Annotated in this window: 18 protein-coding genes; 6 read left to right on the top strand and 12 right to left on the bottom strand. The window is 53.7% G+C overall.

Annotated elements, in window-relative coordinates:
* Nucleotides 1-28: 28 nt before the first annotated feature.
* The 10 genes from ABXG94_RS15440 to ABXG94_RS15395 form a co-directional block, all read right to left on the bottom strand.
* The gene (locus tag ABXG94_RS15440; protein WP_353535700.1) at nt 29-1,927 is read right to left on the bottom strand and encodes a beta-galactosidase; all 1,899 of its coding nucleotides are present in this window, start codon (nt 1,925-1,927) and stop codon (nt 29-31) included.
* 8 nt (nt 1,928-1,935) lie between these two features.
* Nucleotides 1,936-2,781 carry an SMP-30/gluconolactonase/LRE family protein gene (locus ABXG94_RS15435; protein WP_353535699.1) on the bottom strand — a complete coding sequence of 282 codons (846 nt, stop codon included), beginning with the start codon at nt 2,779-2,781 and terminating at the stop codon, nt 1,936-1,938.
* Nucleotides 2,781-3,386 (bottom strand): 2-dehydro-3-deoxy-6-phosphogalactonate aldolase, encoded by a 606-nt coding sequence (locus ABXG94_RS15430; protein WP_353535697.1) that lies wholly within the window; start codon nt 3,384-3,386, stop codon nt 2,781-2,783. Before ABXG94_RS15430 ends, ABXG94_RS15435 begins: the two co-directional genes overlap by 1 nt.
* Nucleotides 3,386-4,309, bottom strand: coding sequence for a 2-dehydro-3-deoxygalactonokinase (locus tag ABXG94_RS15425; RefSeq protein ID WP_353535695.1), 924 nt, complete (start codon nt 4,307-4,309; stop codon nt 3,386-3,388). Before ABXG94_RS15425 ends, ABXG94_RS15430 begins: the two co-directional genes overlap by 1 nt.
* Nucleotides 4,306-5,076: an SDR family NAD(P)-dependent oxidoreductase gene (locus tag ABXG94_RS15420; RefSeq protein WP_353535694.1), complete on the bottom strand. Its 771-nt coding sequence runs from the start codon at nt 5,074-5,076 to the stop codon at nt 4,306-4,308. The genes ABXG94_RS15425 and ABXG94_RS15420 overlap by 4 nt, the downstream gene beginning before the upstream one ends.
* Complete coding sequence (locus ABXG94_RS15415; RefSeq protein ID WP_353535692.1) at nt 5,076-6,785, bottom strand: IlvD/Edd family dehydratase; 1,710 nt, start codon at nt 6,783-6,785, stop codon at nt 5,076-5,078. Before ABXG94_RS15415 ends, ABXG94_RS15420 begins: the two co-directional genes overlap by 1 nt.
* Nucleotides 6,782-8,866 (bottom strand): alpha-galactosidase, encoded by a 2,085-nt coding sequence (locus ABXG94_RS15410; protein ID WP_353535690.1) that lies wholly within the window; start codon nt 8,864-8,866, stop codon nt 6,782-6,784. Before ABXG94_RS15410 ends, ABXG94_RS15415 begins: the two co-directional genes overlap by 4 nt.
* Nucleotides 8,863-9,711, bottom strand: coding sequence for a carbohydrate ABC transporter permease (locus tag ABXG94_RS15405; RefSeq protein ID WP_353535689.1), 849 nt, complete (start codon nt 9,709-9,711; stop codon nt 8,863-8,865). The genes ABXG94_RS15410 and ABXG94_RS15405 overlap by 4 nt, the downstream gene beginning before the upstream one ends.
* Nucleotide 9,712: 1 nt before the next feature.
* Nucleotides 9,713-10,630, bottom strand: coding sequence for a carbohydrate ABC transporter permease (locus ABXG94_RS15400; RefSeq protein WP_353535688.1), 918 nt, complete (start codon nt 10,628-10,630; stop codon nt 9,713-9,715).
* A gap of 132 nt (nt 10,631-10,762) precedes the next feature.
* Entirely contained in the window at nt 10,763-12,028 is a 1,266-nt protein-coding gene (locus ABXG94_RS15395; protein WP_353535686.1) for an ABC transporter substrate-binding protein, read from the bottom strand.
* 129 nt (nt 12,029-12,157) lie between these two features.
* Between ABXG94_RS15395 and ABXG94_RS15390 the strand changes: the two genes are divergently transcribed.
* On the top strand, nt 12,158-12,943 hold the full coding sequence (locus ABXG94_RS15390) for an IclR family transcriptional regulator (RefSeq protein ID WP_353535684.1): 786 nt from the start codon (nt 12,158-12,160) through the stop codon (nt 12,941-12,943).
* A gap of 18 nt (nt 12,944-12,961) precedes the next feature.
* Entirely contained in the window at nt 12,962-14,026 is a 1,065-nt protein-coding gene (locus ABXG94_RS15385; RefSeq protein WP_353535683.1) for an ABC transporter ATP-binding protein, read from the top strand.
* 224 nt (nt 14,027-14,250) lie between these two features.
* On the opposite strand, the gene ABXG94_RS15380 is transcribed toward ABXG94_RS15385, so the two are convergent.
* Nucleotides 14,251-14,643: an acyl-CoA thioesterase gene (locus tag ABXG94_RS15380; protein WP_353535682.1), complete on the bottom strand. Its 393-nt coding sequence runs from the start codon at nt 14,641-14,643 to the stop codon at nt 14,251-14,253.
* Between the two features lie 34 nt (nt 14,644-14,677).
* Nucleotides 14,678-15,238, bottom strand: a complete 561-nt coding sequence (locus ABXG94_RS15375) for a DUF4202 domain-containing protein (RefSeq protein ID WP_353535680.1) — start codon at nt 15,236-15,238, stop codon at nt 14,678-14,680.
* 187 nt (nt 15,239-15,425) lie between these two features.
* On the opposite strand from ABXG94_RS15375, the gene ABXG94_RS15370 reads away from it, so the two are divergent.
* Genes ABXG94_RS15370 through lptB form a run of 4 tightly spaced genes read left to right on the top strand, consistent with a single transcriptional unit; the run spans nt 15,426 to nt 17,907 of the window.
* Nucleotides 15,426-16,037: a ribonuclease D gene (locus tag ABXG94_RS15370; RefSeq protein ID WP_353535678.1), complete on the top strand. Its 612-nt coding sequence runs from the start codon at nt 15,426-15,428 to the stop codon at nt 16,035-16,037.
* A gap of 4 nt (nt 16,038-16,041) precedes the next feature.
* Nucleotides 16,042-16,644: an LPS export ABC transporter periplasmic protein LptC gene (lptC, locus tag ABXG94_RS15365; protein ID WP_353535676.1), complete on the top strand. Its 603-nt coding sequence runs from the start codon at nt 16,042-16,044 to the stop codon at nt 16,642-16,644.
* Nucleotides 16,645-16,696: 52 nt separating this feature from the next.
* On the top strand, nt 16,697-17,149 hold the full coding sequence (locus tag ABXG94_RS15360) for an LptA/OstA family protein (RefSeq protein WP_353535675.1): 453 nt from the start codon (nt 16,697-16,699) through the stop codon (nt 17,147-17,149).
* Complete coding sequence (lptB, locus tag ABXG94_RS15355; protein WP_353535673.1) at nt 17,149-17,907, top strand: LPS export ABC transporter ATP-binding protein; 759 nt, start codon at nt 17,149-17,151, stop codon at nt 17,905-17,907. Before ABXG94_RS15360 ends, lptB begins: the two co-directional genes overlap by 1 nt.
* Nucleotides 17,908-17,965 lie beyond the last annotated feature (58 nt).

Genomic DNA, 17,965 nt, shown 5'->3' with positions numbered 1-17,965 from the left:
TCAATTTCAGCCCAATTAGAGCCTGTTATCAAGCATCTCGCGTGACAGAAGCCGCATCAAATGCGCGCCCATCATACTGAACAACCTCTGCCCCATAGTTGAACCAAAACCGTTCAGTTGCGGTGTCACGCACGCGCAGCCCATCCGGCAGATCCATCACGGTTATCCCGGCCTTTTCCAGCAGCGGCGTCAAGATCGCGCACCAACCAGCCACGTCAGCCCACCCCGCAACATAGCTGGTGTGTCCATTGCTCATCACGGCGGCCTCGCCCTGGGCAGTGCGCAGCACCACATCCGCGGTGCCTTCCAGCAACTCGCGATAGCCGGTAAACGCCCCAGCATTGCCCAATGACACTGGTGAATCCGGTCGCAGGGATTCCACACGATCCACCACCACATCCAACCCGTCAATGGCTGGCGGCAACGGCAGCGGAATGTTCATATTCTGATCGCGCGCACCACTGCGCGGACCGATCACAACCTGGGCTTTTACCTGTGTTAGAGCCTGTTTTAGACCCGCATCCATATGCATCAGCCCGGGGCCCAGCACCAGTTTGTATCCGTCAAAATCACGCTGCTCGGGCCGCAGAATATCCACCGACAAACCCATACGGCGTAACGCCTTATAGGTGTCAAACACCAAACCAAAATAGCTCAGCCCCGCCCCATGTGGCTGCACCGCCCAGGCCGCATCCGCGTCATAGTCAAAGATCAAAGCAACCGGTGCCTGCACATTCTGCACATCTGGCGCCGCCGCGATTTCGTCGCGCACCTGACGTGCCTCGACAATCGCCGGCGCATCCACGCCATCGGGGCGCAACATGCCCGCGTGCATTTGCTCTTGGGCCATCGGGGCCTGACGCCAGCGGAAATAACACACCGCCTCGGCCCCATGGGCAAAGGCTTCCCAGCTCCACAAACGCACCATGCCGGGCAAGGGGGCCGGATTATAGGGTGCCCAGTTCACTGGGCCGGGTTGCTGCTCCATTACCCACCAACGGCCCTTACCGACCGCACGATAAAGATCATGGTGAAAGGCCTGAAAATCCGGGTCCCCCTGACGGGCAAAGGTCTTTTGATGTGCCGCATCCGCCCCAACCCGATCCTCAAGGAACCCCATGGGGTAGCTGTCCCAAGTGGCAATCTCCAGATCATCGCCCACCTTATAGTGGTCAAAATCAGTGATCCGCCCCATGTAATTGTGCGAGGTTGGTGCCTTGGAATGTGCCTTGATGATATCGGTCTGCAAGCGGTTGAAGGATACAACTTGATCGCTGGTAAAGCGACGGAAGGCCAGCGCATGGGCTGGGTTAGGCTCTGTTACGGTCAGGTTTGGCAAATCAATCTGGTCAAAACTATTATATTCCATCGACCAGAAAATATTGCCCCAGGCCGTGTTCAGCGCCTCGATTGATCCATAGCGATCCGCACACCAAGCCCGAAAGGCATCACGCGCTGCATCGCTGTAGGAAATGGTGGTGTCGTGACAGCCATATTCGTTATCGGTCTGCCAGGCCCCCACATGAGGGTTTTTGCCGTAACGCTCGGCAAACAGCGTCACGATACGCGCGCATTCCTTGCGATAGCCCGTATGGCTAAAGCAATAATGCCGCCGTGAACCAAACTTGCGCGGCCTGCCGTCTACATCCACCGCAATCATATCAGGGTGTTTGTCGATCATCCAGCGCGGTGGCGTTGCGGTGGGCGTGCCCAACACAACTTTCAGCCCCGCAGCCCCCAGCACCTCGATGGCTTCATCCAGCCACTCAAAGCGTAATTCGCCTGGTTTAGGCTCTAATTGTGACCAGGCAAATTCGCCGATACGCACCCATGTCAGGCCCGCCTCGACAATCCGCCGCGCGTCATCGGCCCACAGGGATTTCTCCCAATGTTCTGGGTAATAGCAGGTGCCAAGTGTTCTTTTCATGTCTTAACTCACAGGATGACCTGATGCTCTGCCTGCCCTTTGACATCGGACATTTCGCAGACATAGGTTTTGCCTTCGTTCGGGCCATCTAACCCAACAGCGGCAGTTGTTACAAAGAGTGACCTCAGGTCAGCCCCGCCAAATGCCGGGCAGCTGGTCTGCTCTCCTGCAAAGGATACAGCGCGCAAAAACGTACCATCTGGCGCATAACACGCCACGCGGTTGACACCCCATTGCGCGTTCCACAGGTTGCCCTCGGCATCCACAACAGAGCCGTCCGCGTTCAGGCCCTCAGCGCTCACGTCAATAAAGACGTCTGGCGTACCAACGGGCCAGCCAAGCGAATCCAACGCCACTTTCATTATTTTATTGGCGCGTGTGTCGCAGAAATAAGCCAGATCCCCCGAGGGGGCAAAACAGATCGAATTGGACACGGTGATATCGCCAAACAGCTTGCGCACTTCACCCTTATAATAGCGATAGATCGCACCCGCCTGTGGCTCACCATCTATGCCCATGGTGCCAATCCAAAATCCACCCTGCGGATCGGCACGGCCATCATTTGACCGCGTCACCGGGTTATCTGCCTCAATGTCAGCCAGCTTTTTACGCGCACCATTGATCAAATTCAGGCGATATAGGCCCGATTCAGAGGCCATCATCAGCGTATTGTCATCAACCCAACCCGCGGCTGATACATATTCGTCAAATACCCATTCCTGGGCCTCATCGCCCTTGCGGGTCAGCAATCGGCGGCCCAAGATGTCAAACCAAAACAACTGCTGGCGCGTTGGGTGCCACAACGGCCCCTCGCCCAATTCACAAACACGTTCATCAAAAACCGCCGAAGTCATTAGCTCATCACCCGATCATAAGCCGCCACAATAGCGTCTGCTTTCATGCGCACCTCTGCGGCGCTCATGCCGACCTTATAGATGCCAGAGCCAATGCCAAACCCCGTGATGCCCGCAGCCACCCAATCGGCAAAATTGTCAGGACCAGCCCCGCCAACCGCGTAAACCGCAGTTTCTGGCGGCAACACAGCCCGCACGGCTTTCACACCGTTCACGCCCAGCAAATCGCCTGGGAAAATCTTCAGCCCATCCGCACCCGCACGCAGCGCCGCAAAACATTCGGTTGGTGTGATCACACCTGGCCAAGACTGCATGCCCAGTTCTTTGGTCTTTTCAATCACCGGCACGCAGCAATCTGGGGAAACGATCAAATCGCCGCCCGCGTCTTTGACCTTTTGTACATTTTCAGGGGTCAGGACCGTGCCCGCCCCGATCAATGCATCTTTGCCATAGGCGTCGACAATCTTGGCGATGCTGTCAAACGGCTGTGGAGAGTTCAGCGGCACTTCGATGCGGTCTATGCCCGCCTCAAGAATACCCTCACAAATTTCGACAACTTCGTCCGGTTTCACGCCACGCAGAATGGCAATTATTTCACGGCCCATCAGTTCGAATCCTTTACTACGGAATAGGCGGCTTTCAGGCCGCTCAATGTCATGTCTTTCACGGAATGCACCGACGCAGAAACACCCTGCACCGCCAGTCCGTCTTGATATAGTTTCGACAGCGCAGGCGCGCCGATCATCGCGATCTCCATGCCCAGCCAATAGGGCCGCGCACCGGCCAGTTCCAGACCAATCAAATAGCCTGACAGCCGCGCTTTGCCCTGTGTTGGGCTCATATCACCCACCAAATTTTCGGCCCGCAGCCCAAACAATTTGCTGGCGATGCCTTGCGGGCGCGACATGGCGTCTGACAAGGCCTCTTCAAAGGCCTGCGCATCCCAATTTGCGCCATTCACCGTATGGCGCAGCACAGAATTCTTGGACAAAAGCGCAAACAATTCGCCCGTCATAAAGGTTTGAAAACTGACAATTTCGCCCGCACTGATGCGCGCCCATTTGGTGTGGGTGCCCGGCAGGCACAACACGCCGTCAAACTCGGGATTTTGTGCCAGATAGCCGGCGATTTGGGTTTCTTCGCCGCGCATCACATCCGCAGGGCGCGCTTGTTTGACGCCCGGCAAAATCCAAAGCGACAGGCGCGGATCATTCACGGCAACCCTTGTGGCGCGGGTCCCATCCGGCGGGGCGCAAGGCACGGTCAAATACGACGCTTCTTGCCAACCCTGTCGCGACCCTACCATGCCGCAGCAGATCACCGGGGTCACCTTGTCCTGCGGCAAATCCTCGTCGATCAGCTCAAGCAACGCATCTTCAAATTCCGACGGTTCCAAAGAGCCCATGCCACGATCCGAAGACCGCTCTCCGATGGCCTCGCCGGAATTATCCAGCAGGGTCAAACGCAGATTGCTGGTGCCCCAATCCACTGCCACAAGGGCCAGTTTTTGCCGTGTTGTGTCATTCATCCTGTGACTACAACGCCTCCGTCTACGACCATGGCCTGGCCTGTCATCATTTTGCTGGCATCTGATGCCATGAACAGCGTTGTGCCAACAATGTCTTCCGGACCCAATGTGTCTTTCAGGCACTGACGGCCAAGATGCTCGTCCAAGGCTTCGGGTGTGACCCACATTTCTTTTTGCTTATCGGTCAAAACCCAGCCAGGGGCCAGCGCATTCACCCGAATCCGGTCCGGGCCAAATTCGCGCGCCAAACTGCGAGTCATGCCATTGATGCCAGAATTGGCAGTGGTGTAGGCCGGATATCCCGCATTGCCCATCATATAGGAAATCGAGGTAAAGTTGATGATCGACCCACCTCCGGCGTCCTTCATGCCCTTGATCGCCTCTTGGCACGCAAAGAAATAGGCTTTCAGGTTGATGTCCTGCATCCAGTCCCAAAACTCTTCTTCGACCTCTAGCGTTTCGTGGCGCTTGTCATTGGCGGCATTGTTCACCAGCGCGGTGATCGGCCCGTGCGCCGCTGTGGCTTGCTGCATCGCCGCTTTAAGCGCCGCAATATCGGTGATGTCACACTTGATAAACAAGGGCCGCACACCGTGCTTTTGCTCCATCTCATCACAGAATTCTGTGGAATCCGACCGCTGCACAAAGGCCACTTTCGCGCCTTGCTGCAAAAATCCCTCGGTCAGGAAGGCACCGATCCCAGCGCCGCCTCCAGTGATAAAAACAGATTTGTCTTTCAGATCATGAAAGGTGGCATTCACTGACATCAGTGGCTCTCCCGTGTAACTGGGCGGGTATCTTTCCCGACCAAGAAATCCAGATCAGCGCCCTTATCGGCTTGCAAGACGTGATCAACATACATTTTCGCATACCCGCGGGTATAATACGGCTCTGGAGCCACCCAAACGGCGCGACGCGCGTCCAGTTCCTCTGCAGAGACCAGCAGTTCCAAAACACCGGTCGACGCAGACACCTTGATACGATCCCCGGTTTTCACCAGCGCAATCGGCCCACCCGCTGTCGCCTCTGGGGCCACATGCAAGATCACCGTGCCAAAAGCCGTGCCCGACATGCGCGCATCAGAAATCCGCACGATATCGCGAATACCCTGTTTCACCAGCTTGCCTGGTACGGGCATATCGCCCACCTCTGGCATGCCCGGATAGCCCTTGGGACCGCAGTGCTTCAGCACCAGAATGCTGTCTTTGGTCACGGGTAAATCATCGCGGTCGATATTGGCTTTCAATTCTTCGATGCTTTCAAACACATAGGCTTCGCCCTCATGCTCTAGCAAATGATCGCTGGCGGCGGACGGCTTCACAATGGCACCATTTGGCGCGACATTCCCCCGTAATACCCGCAATCCTGCTGCGGGTTTACGCGGCGCATCATAGGCGTGAATCACATCGCGATTATAGCACTCGGCCTCTTCGTAATAATGCGAGATATCTTTGCCCATCACGGTGTTGGCCTTGCGCAGCTTGTGCTGGATCTCTTTGAGAACCACAGGCACCCCGCCCGCATAACAAAAGTCTTCCATCAGGTATTTGCCCGACGGCATGCAGTTGACCAGCAGAGGAATTTCACCTCCGATTTCAAAATCTTCCATCGTCAGGTCAATGCCAACACGCCCTGCGAGCGCCAGCAGATGCACCACAGCATTTGTCGATCCACCCAGGGCCGCATTTGCCAGAATAGCGTTTTCAAAGCTTTCCTTGGTCAACACGTCAGAGATTTTCAGATCTTCCTCAACCATCTCAACGATGCGCTTGCCAGTCATATGCGCCAGCGCCATACGTCGCGCATCAACCGCAGGCAACGAGCCGTTCATTGGCAAGGACAGACCCATCGCTTCGGAAATCGAAGACATCGTGGACGCCGTGCCCATGGTCATGCACACGCCTTTGGAACGGCTCATGCCCGACTCCGTGGCCATAAAGTCTTTCAACGTCATGTCGCCGGCTTTAACGTCCATCGCGAACTTGCGCACATCGGTGCCAGAGCCAAGATCTTTGCCCTTCCATTTGCCGTTCAACATTGGTCCAGAAGACACAACAATTGCCGGCAAATCGACCGAGGCGGCCCCCATCAGCTGACCCGGAGTTGTCTTGTCACAGCCACCCAACAGCACAACACCATCCATGCCATAGGCCCGGCAGGATTCCTCGACATCCATCGCCAACAAATTGCGAAACAACATCGCTGTTGGCTTCATCTGGGTTTCGCCCAACGACATCACCGGAAACTCCACTGGAAAGCCACCGGCCTCCCAGACGCCGCGTTTCACGCCTTCGGCCAGCTCGCGCAGACCAGAATTGCACGGTGTGAGTTCCGACCAGGTGTTACAGATCCCGATCACCGGACGACCATCAAAAACATGATCTGGAAAACCCTGATTTTTCATCCAGCTACGGCGAATAAATCCATCTTTGTCCAGCATCCCGTACCAATCACGGTTGCGTCTTTTCTTGGTCATACCTTGGTTCCTTCAATCACCCACATCGTCCCCGGAAAGTTCCAAGGCAGGGTTAGGCCGTGGTTCATTAAGTAAGCGCCGCTCACTTCCAGCGTTTCTGTTTTCAGCAAGGGGTTGCCGCGCGAAAGTTCTGGCGCGTCTGCGCGGTTGATCAACTCAATCCGATAGGTCGCATCAGCGGTCAAACGGGTCAGACACAGAGGACGTGGTGCAATTTGGGCCGAGGTGTCGGCCTTGCCCGCAAACACCACAAAACGTCCGCCGCCATCAGCCAATTGCTGTTCTGCAATCACCGCAGGATCAGCACTGTCCAACCGCAAAATATCTGCGCCGATGGTCCAATGACGGTTGTCTTTCCACCACTGCGTGACCTCTTTTAGAACAGTCACCTCTTCCTCGGTCAGCTCGCGCGGGTCCATTTCAAACCCCATATGACGCTGGGCAGCCACCCAAGCGCGATAGCGAATGTCAAAGACCCGTCCAGAGGTGTGGCATTCCCGTGGGCCAACATGGCTGCCGGTGACGGCCATCGGTAAAAAGATCGCTGCATTATGCTGCATCCGCAACCGTTCCAGCGCGTCGTTTGAATCTGACAACCAAACACGTTGCGTCCGGCTGAGAATACCAAAGTCGATCCGTCCCCCACCAGAGGCGCAGCTTTCTATTTCCACATGCGGGAACGCTTCACGCAAACGATCTATCAGCGCATAAGAGCCCCGCGTCTGCGCCGCATCCGGCGACGGCAGAACCCGGTTATGATCCCATTTGATATATTCGATATCGTGGTCGCGCAAAATCGCACTGATACGGTCAAACAAAAAGTCCCGCACCTCGGGCAGCGCCATGTTCAACGCTTTTTGCTGACGCCCCAAAATCTGATCTTCGCCGCCCAGCGCCCAATCAGGATGCGCGCGGTGAATGTTGGAATTCTCGTTAATCATCTCTGGCTCAAACCAGATGCCAAAGGTCATATCCAAACTGTGAATATGATCGATCAACGGCTTTAACCCATCTGGGTATTTGCGCGGATCAACTTCCCAATCTGACAGCGCCTGTGTGTCGTCATCACGCTCACCAAACCAACCGTCATCCAGCACAAAACGTTCCGCACCCAAATCAGCAGCGCGATTTGCAATGTCTTTCAACTCTGGCAGGTTGTGGTTGAAATAGACCGCTTCCCAGCAATTGTAATGCACCGGCCGCGGACGATCCGCATCCGGCCATGTCACCACATTGTCGCGCAAATGCCGTTGAAACGCGATCGCGCAGCCATTGATGCCATCATCCGAAAACATCGCATAAAGCTTGGCTGTTTCGAAATGCCGTCCGGCCTCCATTTCAACTCGCGTGGCATGGCCAAACTGAATCTGGCGACGCCCATCCGGCAGCTCTTCGGCCGCCATTCGGTGCCCACCGGACCATCCGTAATGGAAAGCATAGGCATGGCCAGAGGTATTGGTTGCCCCACGACAGGGCACGATCAGACCGGGGAAATGCTCGTGGCCCGTGCGCCCCGTGCGGTTTTCCCGATAGCGCATGCCAGCCGACCAAGGTGTGCGGTTCATCTGGAACTCGCCACACCACCGACCGGCAAAATCAATCATCTCATCCGAGAATTGCGTTGCCGGGAACACCGGCGCGGACAGCCAATGCAAATGCACCGGCGCGTCGCTGTCGACAAACGCCTGCGCTTCGATGACATGGGTGCGTTCATCAATGGCAAAACGGGCCGTATAGGTCAATTTCTCAGATTTATCACTGAACGTCAGCGTCAATTTGCCGGGTTTTTGTTCAGCTTTTTCAAAACAGAATTTTGGCAACAGCGGCTTGCCGCCTGCGCCACGGAGAGACATCCCCGGCTGCCCAGGAAACGTACGCGTCGCCTCGGGGCATATAGAAAGTTCTGGGTTTTGGTCCAGCATGCCACCCGTCACATCAATCAGCTGTGCTTGATAAAGGGTGGTCAAGTTTTCGGTATCAGAAAGCCTTGGGCCCCAATAGACCACCTCAGCGAGGTGGTCATTTTGGGACCCAAGTACGAGCGTTTGACGCGAGTCATCAAGACGCCAACATTGGATCATTTAACGGCTCCTAAAGTGAGGCCAGCGATAAAGTGCTTTTGCATCAGGAAGAACATAGCAACCGGAGGCAAAGCGGCGACAATGGACCCTGCACTCATCAGGTGATACGCCGCACGATACTGAGCGTTAAAGCTCGTGATACCAGCGGTGACCGGCTGACTTTCAGCCCCCTGCGTAAGGACAATCGCCCAGAAGAAATCGTTCCAGATAAAGGTAAAGATCAGCACCGCCATAGCTGCCAAAGCAGGCTTCATAAGCGGCAAGACCACATACCAAAAGATCCGCCATTCTGCGACGCCTTCAACCCGTGCAACTTCGATCAGATCGAAAGGCAACGCACGAATAAAGTTCCGCATGAACAGAGTACAGAACCCAGTTTGGAACGCGATATGGAACAATACAAGTCCAGGAATGGTATTATACAGCCCCATATCCAATGTCAGGTCACGGACCGGAACCATCAGAATTTGGAACGGCACAAAGTTACCCGCCACAAACATGAAAAAGATCCATAAGTTCGATTTGAACTTATAAACGCCCAAGGCAAAGCCCGTCATCGAAGACAGAACCACGCAACCGATCATGGTGGGCACCGTGATCATCACAGAGTTCAGCATATACCGCGGCATATCCGAGGCAAAGAACACCTTGCCATAGTTGGTGGCAAACTCAAAAGACGTTGGAAATCCCCAGTAGTTACCCGTGGTGAAATCCGCGCCCGGTTTGATCGAAAAGACCGCAACCGCCAACAGCGGCAAAAGCCAAAAGATCAAAGCAACAGGCAAAAGCGCCTGATAAGACAGCTGCCAGCTGCGCGATGTTTTATCGATAGGTGTCGGAAACATATCAGCGGCCCCCTTTGTCGTCTTGGTACATCGAGTACAGGAAGTACGCGATAAAGCAGAGCATGATCATGAACAGAACAACGGCGATAGACGCACCATAGCCCATGCGGAAGCCATATTCGGACAGTGCAACTTCAAACATATAGAATGACAACACGCGGCTTTCGCCAAACGGGCCACCATTTGTCATGATCGAAATCAGGTCAAACGACCGCAACGCGCCAATGATGGTCACAACAAAGGCAATAAATGTCGCTGGTTTCAACTGTGGAACAATGATGTGCCACAACATGCGCCAGCCCTTTGCCCCATCAAGACGCGCGGCCTCGATTTGTTCAGGATCAACCGCATTCAAACCTGTAAGATACAGGATCATGCAATAGGCCGTTTGTGGCCACAGACCGGCCGCGATAATGCCGTAGGTCACAAACCTTTCGTCGCCCAGCACGTTGACAGGATCAATGCCAAACACGCCAAGGAACTGGTTCAGCAGGCCAAAACTTGGATCATAAAACCAAGTGAACACCAGACCAACCACGACCTGAGAAATCACGAAGGGGAAGAAAAACAGCGATTTATAAAGGCGGATGCCTGTCACTGTCTGGTTCAGGAATAACGCGATAAACAAACCAGCCGGAATGGCCAATAGATACAGGACCAGCCAGATCAGGTTGTTGCGCAACGATGTATAAAACGCATCGTCCCAATACAGTTCTTCGTAGTTTCCAAGGCCGACCCAAGAGGCTTCGCCCAGACCGTCCCAGTCATAGAAAGAGACGTTGATCGATGAAAAGATAGGATAGATAACGTAAAGCAGAAAGAAGGCGACACCTGGCACAAGAAAGAGCCAAGGGGTGACCGCTATCTCATTCCGCTTATACCACGACGTTTGCGTCGCAGCTTCGGTGGATGAAGACATAGTCAATCTCCGATATGTGAGGGATTCGCAGCCAGAAATGCCAAGGTCGTCGAAAGTTTTGGGACCTGCAATCTCTGCGAATTTTCAGAGAAAAAGGCGCAGCACGGGCGTGCTGCACCTTTCAGAGATGGATTATTTATAGATACGCTTTGCAGAGCGATCCAGACGATCCAGGATTTTGTCCAGATTGTCAGGCTTCACCATGAACTCTTGGAAACCTTCCATGGCAACTTTCGCCATTTCAGCAGGAGCGTCACGGTCAAAGAACTGTGCAACACCGCCAGGGCTGTTGGAAGACAACATTGTGAAACCTTCCTGCAGGAACTTGTCGTTATCTACAGAGGATTTAGCGTTCACAGGCAGCTGACCCAGGTTGTCACCGTTGTTGATCAGTGTCTGGTTGTCCGCAGAAACAACGAACTTCAAGAACGCTTTGGCCGCGTCTTTGTTCTTCGCACCTGATGGGATGTGGAATGTATCTGTTGGCGCGTCTTCCGCCAGTGCAACACCTTCAGTGATCGCTGGGAACTGATAGAAGTCCAGTTTGCTGTCATCCAGACCCGCTTCACGCAGAGGTGGAACCGCAAAGTTGCCTTTCAGGATCGCTGCTGCGTCACCGGAAACGATGAATGGCAGAGATTCTTGCCAGCTATAGGCTGTGTGGTTGTCGATGAACGCGCCCATGTCGATCAGCTCACGCCAATTCGCAAATGTCGCCTTCACACCGTCGTCTGTCCAAGCGATCTCGCCGCCAGTCAGCTTTGCGTGGTAGTCATAACCATTGGTCCGCATGTTCAGATAGTCAAACCAACCACCGGCAGTCCACAAGAACTTGGTGCCGATTGTATAGCAAGCACGACCAGAATCGATGATGGTCTGGCAGTTAGACTTCATCTCATCAAAGTTCGCAGGCTCGTTCAGACCCAGCTCTTCATAGATGTCTTTGCGGTAGTAAACACCCCATTGGTAGTAAGTGTATGGAACACCCCACTGTTTGCCGTCCAATGTCATCGCACCTTTGGTGGATGCCAGATCAGCCATCGCTGGATCTTCCCAAACATCAGAGATGTCTTCGAACAGACCCGCATCAACATATGGCTTCATGCGGTTTGCCGCATACCAGTTTGCAACGTCAGGTGTGTTTGCTGTCAAAAAGTTACGGATCTGAGTCTTATAAGCTTCGCGGTCAATCACCGTCAGCTCGATGTTCAGATCAGGATGCATCGCGCCAAAACGCTCTACCATGCCTTCCATGACCGCGCGCGGTGCAGGGTTAGACATGTCTGAGAAAATGACAAGATCGCCAGAAAGCTTGGCATGACTACCCGCAAAAGCGCCAGTTGTAAGCGCAACAGTGGTAGCGAGCGTCGCCAGGATGGACTTCGATTTAAGGACCATGGTTTTCCTCCCCATTAGGTTCCAAATATTGAGACCGAGTTTTAACTATTGAAAACAATGCGCCGAGTCCCTAGGGTTGTCAACAAGTTTCGAAAGCTGCAAAGCAACGGGACTTAGGAGGAGAATTGAATGACCAAGCCGGAAAAAAAGGACGGCACGGTCGGTAAGGCGTTGGAAATATTGGATTTGGTCGCAGAGGTAGGGCGCCCAATCAGATTTTCCGAGTTGCTGGCAAACAGCCCGCATCCGAAAGCGACCCTTTACCGATTCCTACAAACCCTGACGAATCAGGGGATGTTGTCCTACGACATGGATCGCCAGACCTATAGCCTGGGTTTGCGTCTGGTGCGCTTGGCCCATGCCGCTTGGGGTCAATCCTCATTGGCGCCTGTTGCCCGCCGTCATCTTGATCTTTTGGCTGAACGCACCGGCGAAACCATCCACCTAGCGCAAATGGACAATGGTCAGGTGCTGTATGTCGACAAGCGCAATCAGTTTTCGACGGTCGAAATGTTTGCGGCTGCGGGCAAAGTTGGCCCGGCCTATTGCACGGGCGTCGGCAAAGCCATTTTAGCTTTTATGGAAAAACCAGCCCTAGAACGGGCCTTGGCCCAACAAGCCTATTTAAAATATACGCCTACCACCCTCACGTCACCCCAAGCCCTATGCGCCGAGCTCGACAAAATTCGCGCCGAGGGCTTTGCCTATGACCGAGAAGAACACGAACCGGGGATTATCTGCATAGCAGCGCCGATCCGCTCCGGGGGAAATAGAGTGATCGGCGCTCTATCAGTCACAACCACGAAAGAAAAACACACATTGAAAGAGCTGGACGATTTCCGGCCCATTCTCTTGAAATGTGTTCAAGACATAGGGGACGAAGCCAAAGCGTGGCAGTTCCCCGTTCAGAGTTAAATTGGGAGATCAGCTTTAATGTCAGGTGTTGAGCTAACGAACGTCATCAAGAAATATGGCGAAACTCAGGTTATCCACGGAGTGGACCTGAAAATTCAAGAAGGCGAGTTTTGCGTCTTCGTTGGTCCGTCAGGCTGTGGTAAATCCACACTGTTGCGGATGGTTGCCGGTCTAGAGGAGACAACCGGCGGCAAGATCACAATCGGAACAAACGATGTGACCCACGCGGACCCGTCAGATCGCGGTGTCGCCATGGTGTTCCAAACCTATGCGCTTTACCCACATATGACCGTCGAAGAAAACATGGGTTTTGGCCTACGGATGAACGGCGTGCCAAAGGCGGAAATCGATCGTAAGGTCGGCGAGGCGAGCCAGATTTTGCAATTGGACGACTATCTCAAGCGCAAACCCAAAGCGCTCTCGGGTGGTCAGCGTCAACGTGTGGCAATTGGTCGTGCCATTGTGCGTGGCCCAGAGGTCTTTTTGTTTGACGAACCGCTGTCCAACCTTGACGCCGAATTGCGTGTCGACATGCGTGTTGAAATCGCGCGTCTGCACAGCGAAATTGGTGCAACCATGATCTATGTGACCCACGATCAGGTCGAAGCGATGACTTTGGCCGATAAAATCGTGGTTCTGCGCGCAGGTCACATCGAACAAGTCGGCGCTCCGATGGATCTGTTCCGCAATCCAGACAACAAATTTGTTGCGGGCTTCATTGGCTCCCCATCCATGAACTTCCTAAATGGTGTGGTTCAAGACGGCAAAGTGCGCGTTCCAGCGCTGGATGACGAATTGATCGACGCCCCCGTCAGCCTGCCAGCCAATGGCAGCGAAGTACTGGTGGGCATGCGCCCGCAGCACCTTACTGTTTCAGCGTCTGACACATCCACTGTCAAAGTGGATCTGGCAGAGCAGCTGGGCGGCGTGTCTTACGAGTACCTTCGCGCCGCAACCGGCGAACGGGTTGTGGTGGAATCCAAGGAAGAAGACGTTCTGCCAAAGGGCTCTTCGGTCAAGGTGAGCTATCAGACGGAAAAAGTCATGTTCTTTGACGCAAAAACAGAGCTGCGCATCCGTTAATCTGCGTTAACTTTCTAAAAAACGCCCGTGCAACAGCACGGGCGTTTTTGTTTGCCTTGCGGCATGTGTTTACCATTTCAACCGGCAGTTCGCAGGCAGCAGCTTATTCAATACCAAGCCTTTCGAATCGTACGTTTCAGCGCTTGAAACGTACAAATTGTACAAATAACGCTTTCTTAACGCGGCGCGCTGCTGGGATGCAAAAAGGAGGGTTTGCAGTCGTATCAAAGCGCGCGTGCATTACCCTGTTCGTCCAATGCCACAAAAACAAACCGCGCTTGTGTCACTGTTTCTGAATGACTCTGATCCCGCCGCCGTCGCAATGCCTGGATTTGAATGCTCATTGATGATCGGCCAGTCTTGATCAGATCCGCATAGATCGACACTTCGTCGCCAACCCGCACCGGACGCACAAACTGCATGCCATCAACGGCCACAGTCGAGCATCGCCCCCCGGCAATCTTAGCGGCCAAGTTGCCTGCCGCCAGGTCCATCTGACCCATCAGCCAGCCCCCAAAAATATCCCCCGCCGGGTTAGTATCTGAAGGCATTGCAATGGTTCGGATCACCAATTCCCCTTGAATTTCAGACTGTTCGCCATCTGTCTTGTCGGTCATATCTCTACCCTGTTCGCATTAATTCTTAACGTGGTTATCCAAAGGCGGCGGCCAATTGCGGCGGCAACTCAAACTCGCTCAGGACCCGCGCGCGTCCCTCTGCCGACATTTTTCGAGCGGTTTTCTCAACGATGCGCTGGACTTTATCTTGCGGGTGCTTTGCCGCAAATGGCGCAAAATACCACTTGAGAAACACAAAACAGATCACGTCTTCGAGCGATTGCACCAATTCGTTGCGTTTGATGCCTTCTTTGCGCAGCATCTTTTCCGCCTCTTCAATGTCTTCCGCCTCATATCCGGCGCTTGTCATAAACCCCGCGACGGTTTTGGCGTGATGTGCTGCAAGATCTTTCCGCCAGGTTAAATATCCAGCCCGTCCTTCAGGATAATCTGCACGCAACAAAACCCAACGCTCAACATGCTGCCCTCGAGCTGCAATCTGTAACGTTTCCAATGCATTAGGGAACAATCTGGCACATTCTTCGCTCATGCGTTGCCCATACAACAGGGCTTCGGGTTTTCCCTCATCCTCACGCGGGTCCTTGGCATTTGCTTGATCAATGTCGGATAAAACCTGTTGAAGTCGGTCTGTCATATGGCGTTCCTTCTGAATTCTGGGCGCTTTTTTTCCAACGTAACACGCGTATTTGACTTCTCCCAGCGCACTTAATCGCCGTTATTTGTGGCTTTGCGACTATTTTTGCGCATTTCCCCCCGAGCTTAAGATTGAAACCAAACGAGTGAAGCCGTAGATCGGAGGGTATCCGAACATTGAGGCAAACATGGCAAACCATCTTTTTAAGGGCGACCTGCCCGACGGGCTTAACCTGGGACCAATCGTTGCGATCGATTGTGAAACCATGGGCCTGAACCCGCACCGCGACCGCCTGTGCGTGGTGCAACTGTCCAGCGGAGACGGCGAAGCCTATTTGGTTCAAATAGAAAAAGGCCAAACCGAAGCCCCCAACCTCTGCAAAATGCTTGAAGATCCCAAGGTGTTGAAATTGTTTCACTTTGGACGGTTTGACATCGCCGCAATGTACAATGCTTTTGGGGCCCTAACTGCCCCAGTCTATTGCACAAAAATTGCCTCCAAACTGATCCGCACTTATACGGACCGGCACGGGCTTAAGAACCTGCTGCAAGAACTATTGAACATCGATATTTCCAAGCAACAACAAATGAGCGATTGGGGCACTGAAACCCTAAGCGATGCGCAACTGTCTTATGCTGCAAGCGATGTTTTGTACCTGCACGAGCTGCGCGAAAAGCTGAATCAGCGGCTTGCGCGTGAAGGGCGCTCAGAATTGGCCCAGGCCTGCTTTGACTTTCTTCCGACCCGGGCAAAACTAGACCTAGCTGGCTGGCCCGAAACCGACATCTTTGCGCATTGATACAATGGCACGACGTGGACTGACATATTCAACAGTGATTGCCTGGCTCAAAGTACTGTTGCCACTGATTGCACTTATGCTGTTGTCCACGATGTTCCTGTTTGCACGATCAGTTGCGCCAACCAGTTCAATACCCTTTGCCAAAAGCGAGCTTGAAGAACGTGCGCGCGATCAACGTATTAGCGCGCCGTTTTTTGCGGGCCAAACCTTGGCCGGCGATTCAATTTCTGTCACCGCAGAATCGGCCAAACCCGATCTAGACAACCCGCGGGTCACCCATGCCTCAGACATATCTGCGCAACTGGATTTCACAGATGGATCAACGGTGGCATTTGCCTCGGATGCGGCAACCATCAACAGCCTGACTTTGGGGGCAACCCTGAAAGGGCATGTGATGATCGAGTCGACAACGGGCTATACAATCACCACTCAAGAGTTGCTGGTGGATATGGACACAGGCACTGCCAGCGCCACCCACGAAATCGCAGGATCCGGCCCAGCGGGACAGTTTCGTGCCGGAGCGATGCAAATGTCACAGTCTGACGATGGGGCCCGCACGCGTTTCCTTTTCACTAATGGCGTGAACCTGCTATACACGCCACAGTAAATACACGAGGTCTGCTTTGTTTGGGTTAAAAACGATTTGTTTTGCAGTGTTAATGACGCTTCCAGCCAGCTCGTCAGCGCAGGAATTCAAAGTCGACTTTGGCATTTCAACTCAGGACCCCAACGCACCTGTCGAGGTCTCGGCTGACAGCTTGTCCGTTGATCAGGAAACCGGCAGCGCCGCCTTTCAGGGCAATGTGGAAATCATCCAAGGCGAAATGCGTATGCAAGCGCCATTGGTAAATGTGTTTTATACCGCAAATGCAGATGGCATCGCACGGCTTGTCGGCTCTGGCGGGGTGTTTATTGTCAGCGGCAAAGATACCGCCAAAGCAGATGACGCAGAATATGACGTCGACAGCGGCTTGATCCACATGTCAGGCAGCGTGCAACTGGTGCAGGGCATCAATTCCATCACCTCTGAACGCATGACTGTGAATTTAAACAATTCAACGGCAGAATTACACGGCCGTGTAAAAACCGTTTTAAGGCCAAAGGCGAACTGATGACCCAGCCAAAATTTGAGGTCACCGAGGGTTCTTCGGGGTTGCGCGTTGAAAAACTTCGCAAAAGCTATCGCAAACGCGTGGTCATCCGCGATGTCGGGCTCGAGTTGAAGCGCGGTGAAGTGGTCGCCTTACTGGGGCCAAATGGCAGTGGCAAAACCACATCGTTTTACTCGATCGCCGGTTTAGTCGTCCCCGAAGGTGGCCGCGTTTTGATCGATGGCGTTGATGTGACCACTATGCCGATGTATCGGCGCGCCAAATTGGGCATTGGCTATTTGCCACAGGAAATGTCCATTTTCCGTGGTCTGAATGTCGAAGACAACATCATGGCGATTTTGGATATTGCGCAAAAAGACCGGCACAAACGCCGCGAGCGGCTGGAAGAACTGTTGTCTGAGTTTTCAATCGAGCACCTGCGGCGCGCGCCAGCCCTGGCGCTTTCTGGTGGCGAACGACGACGCGTCGAGATCGCCCGCTGCCTAGCCGCTGATCCAAAATACTTGCTGTTGGACGAACCCTTTGCCGGGGTTGATCCGATCTCGGTCGGCGACATTCGTCATTTGGTTTCAGACCTCAAAAAACGTGGCATCGGCGTTCTTATCACCGATCACAATGTGCGCGAGACACTCGAAATTGTGGATCGAGCCTATATTTTACACGATGGTAAAGTTCTCATGTCAGGCAGCCCCGACGAGGTCGTCGAAAACGAAAATGTGCGCCGCGTCTATCTTGGCGACAGTTTCCGCATTTCATAAGCCAAAAACCTGAATCAGCCGTTTTTGGCTTAAGTTTGTCTCAGATCATTGACAATCT

This window comes from Cognatishimia sp. WU-CL00825, assembly GCF_040364665.1.
GTDB lineage: Bacteria > Pseudomonadota > Alphaproteobacteria > Rhodobacterales > Rhodobacteraceae > Cognatishimia.
Note: the sequence above shows the minus strand (reverse complement) of the source record. Positions and strands in the feature narration are given on the sequence as shown.

Bases quoted from the DNA above. Each gene is read 5' to 3' on its own strand.
- ABXG94_RS15375 (WP_353535680.1), bottom strand. From the start codon at position 15,238: ATGACAGACCGACTTCAACAGGTTTTATCCGACATTGATCAAGCAAAT.
- lptB (WP_353535673.1), top strand. From the start codon at position 17,149: ATGACCCAGCCAAAATTTGAGGTCACCGAGGGTTCTTCGGGGTTGCGC.
- ABXG94_RS15400 (WP_353535688.1), bottom strand. From the start codon at position 10,630: ATGTCTTCATCCACCGAAGCTGCGACGCAAACGTCGTGGTATAAGCGG.
- ABXG94_RS15420 (WP_353535694.1), bottom strand. From the start codon at position 5,076: ATGTCAGTGAATGCCACCTTTCATGATCTGAAAGACAAATCTGTTTTT.
- ABXG94_RS15405 (WP_353535689.1), bottom strand. From the start codon at position 9,711: ATGTTTCCGACACCTATCGATAAAACATCGCGCAGCTGGCAGCTGTCT.
- ABXG94_RS15385 (WP_353535683.1), top strand. From the start codon at position 12,962: ATGTCAGGTGTTGAGCTAACGAACGTCATCAAGAAATATGGCGAAACT.
- ABXG94_RS15390 (WP_353535684.1), top strand. From the start codon at position 12,158: ATGACCAAGCCGGAAAAAAAGGACGGCACGGTCGGTAAGGCGTTGGAA.
- ABXG94_RS15440 (WP_353535700.1), bottom strand. From the start codon at position 1,927: ATGAAAAGAACACTTGGCACCTGCTATTACCCAGAACATTGGGAGAAA.
- ABXG94_RS15370 (WP_353535678.1), top strand. From the start codon at position 15,426: ATGGCAAACCATCTTTTTAAGGGCGACCTGCCCGACGGGCTTAACCTG.
- ABXG94_RS15410 (WP_353535690.1), bottom strand. From the start codon at position 8,866: ATGATCCAATGTTGGCGTCTTGATGACTCGCGTCAAACGCTCGTACTT.
- lptC (WP_353535676.1), top strand. From the start codon at position 16,042: ATGGCACGACGTGGACTGACATATTCAACAGTGATTGCCTGGCTCAAA.
- ABXG94_RS15430 (WP_353535697.1), bottom strand. From the start codon at position 3,386: ATGGGCCGTGAAATAATTGCCATTCTGCGTGGCGTGAAACCGGACGAA.
- ABXG94_RS15435 (WP_353535699.1), bottom strand. From the start codon at position 2,781: ATGACTTCGGCGGTTTTTGATGAACGTGTTTGTGAATTGGGCGAGGGG.
- ABXG94_RS15415 (WP_353535692.1), bottom strand. From the start codon at position 6,785: ATGACCAAGAAAAGACGCAACCGTGATTGGTACGGGATGCTGGACAAA.
- ABXG94_RS15425 (WP_353535695.1), bottom strand. From the start codon at position 4,309: ATGAATGACACAACACGGCAAAAACTGGCCCTTGTGGCAGTGGATTGG.
- ABXG94_RS15395 (WP_353535686.1), bottom strand. From the start codon at position 12,028: ATGGTCCTTAAATCGAAGTCCATCCTGGCGACGCTCGCTACCACTGTT.
- ABXG94_RS15380 (WP_353535682.1), bottom strand. From the start codon at position 14,643: ATGACCGACAAGACAGATGGCGAACAGTCTGAAATTCAAGGGGAATTG.
- ABXG94_RS15360 (WP_353535675.1), top strand. From the start codon at position 16,697: ATGACGCTTCCAGCCAGCTCGTCAGCGCAGGAATTCAAAGTCGACTTT.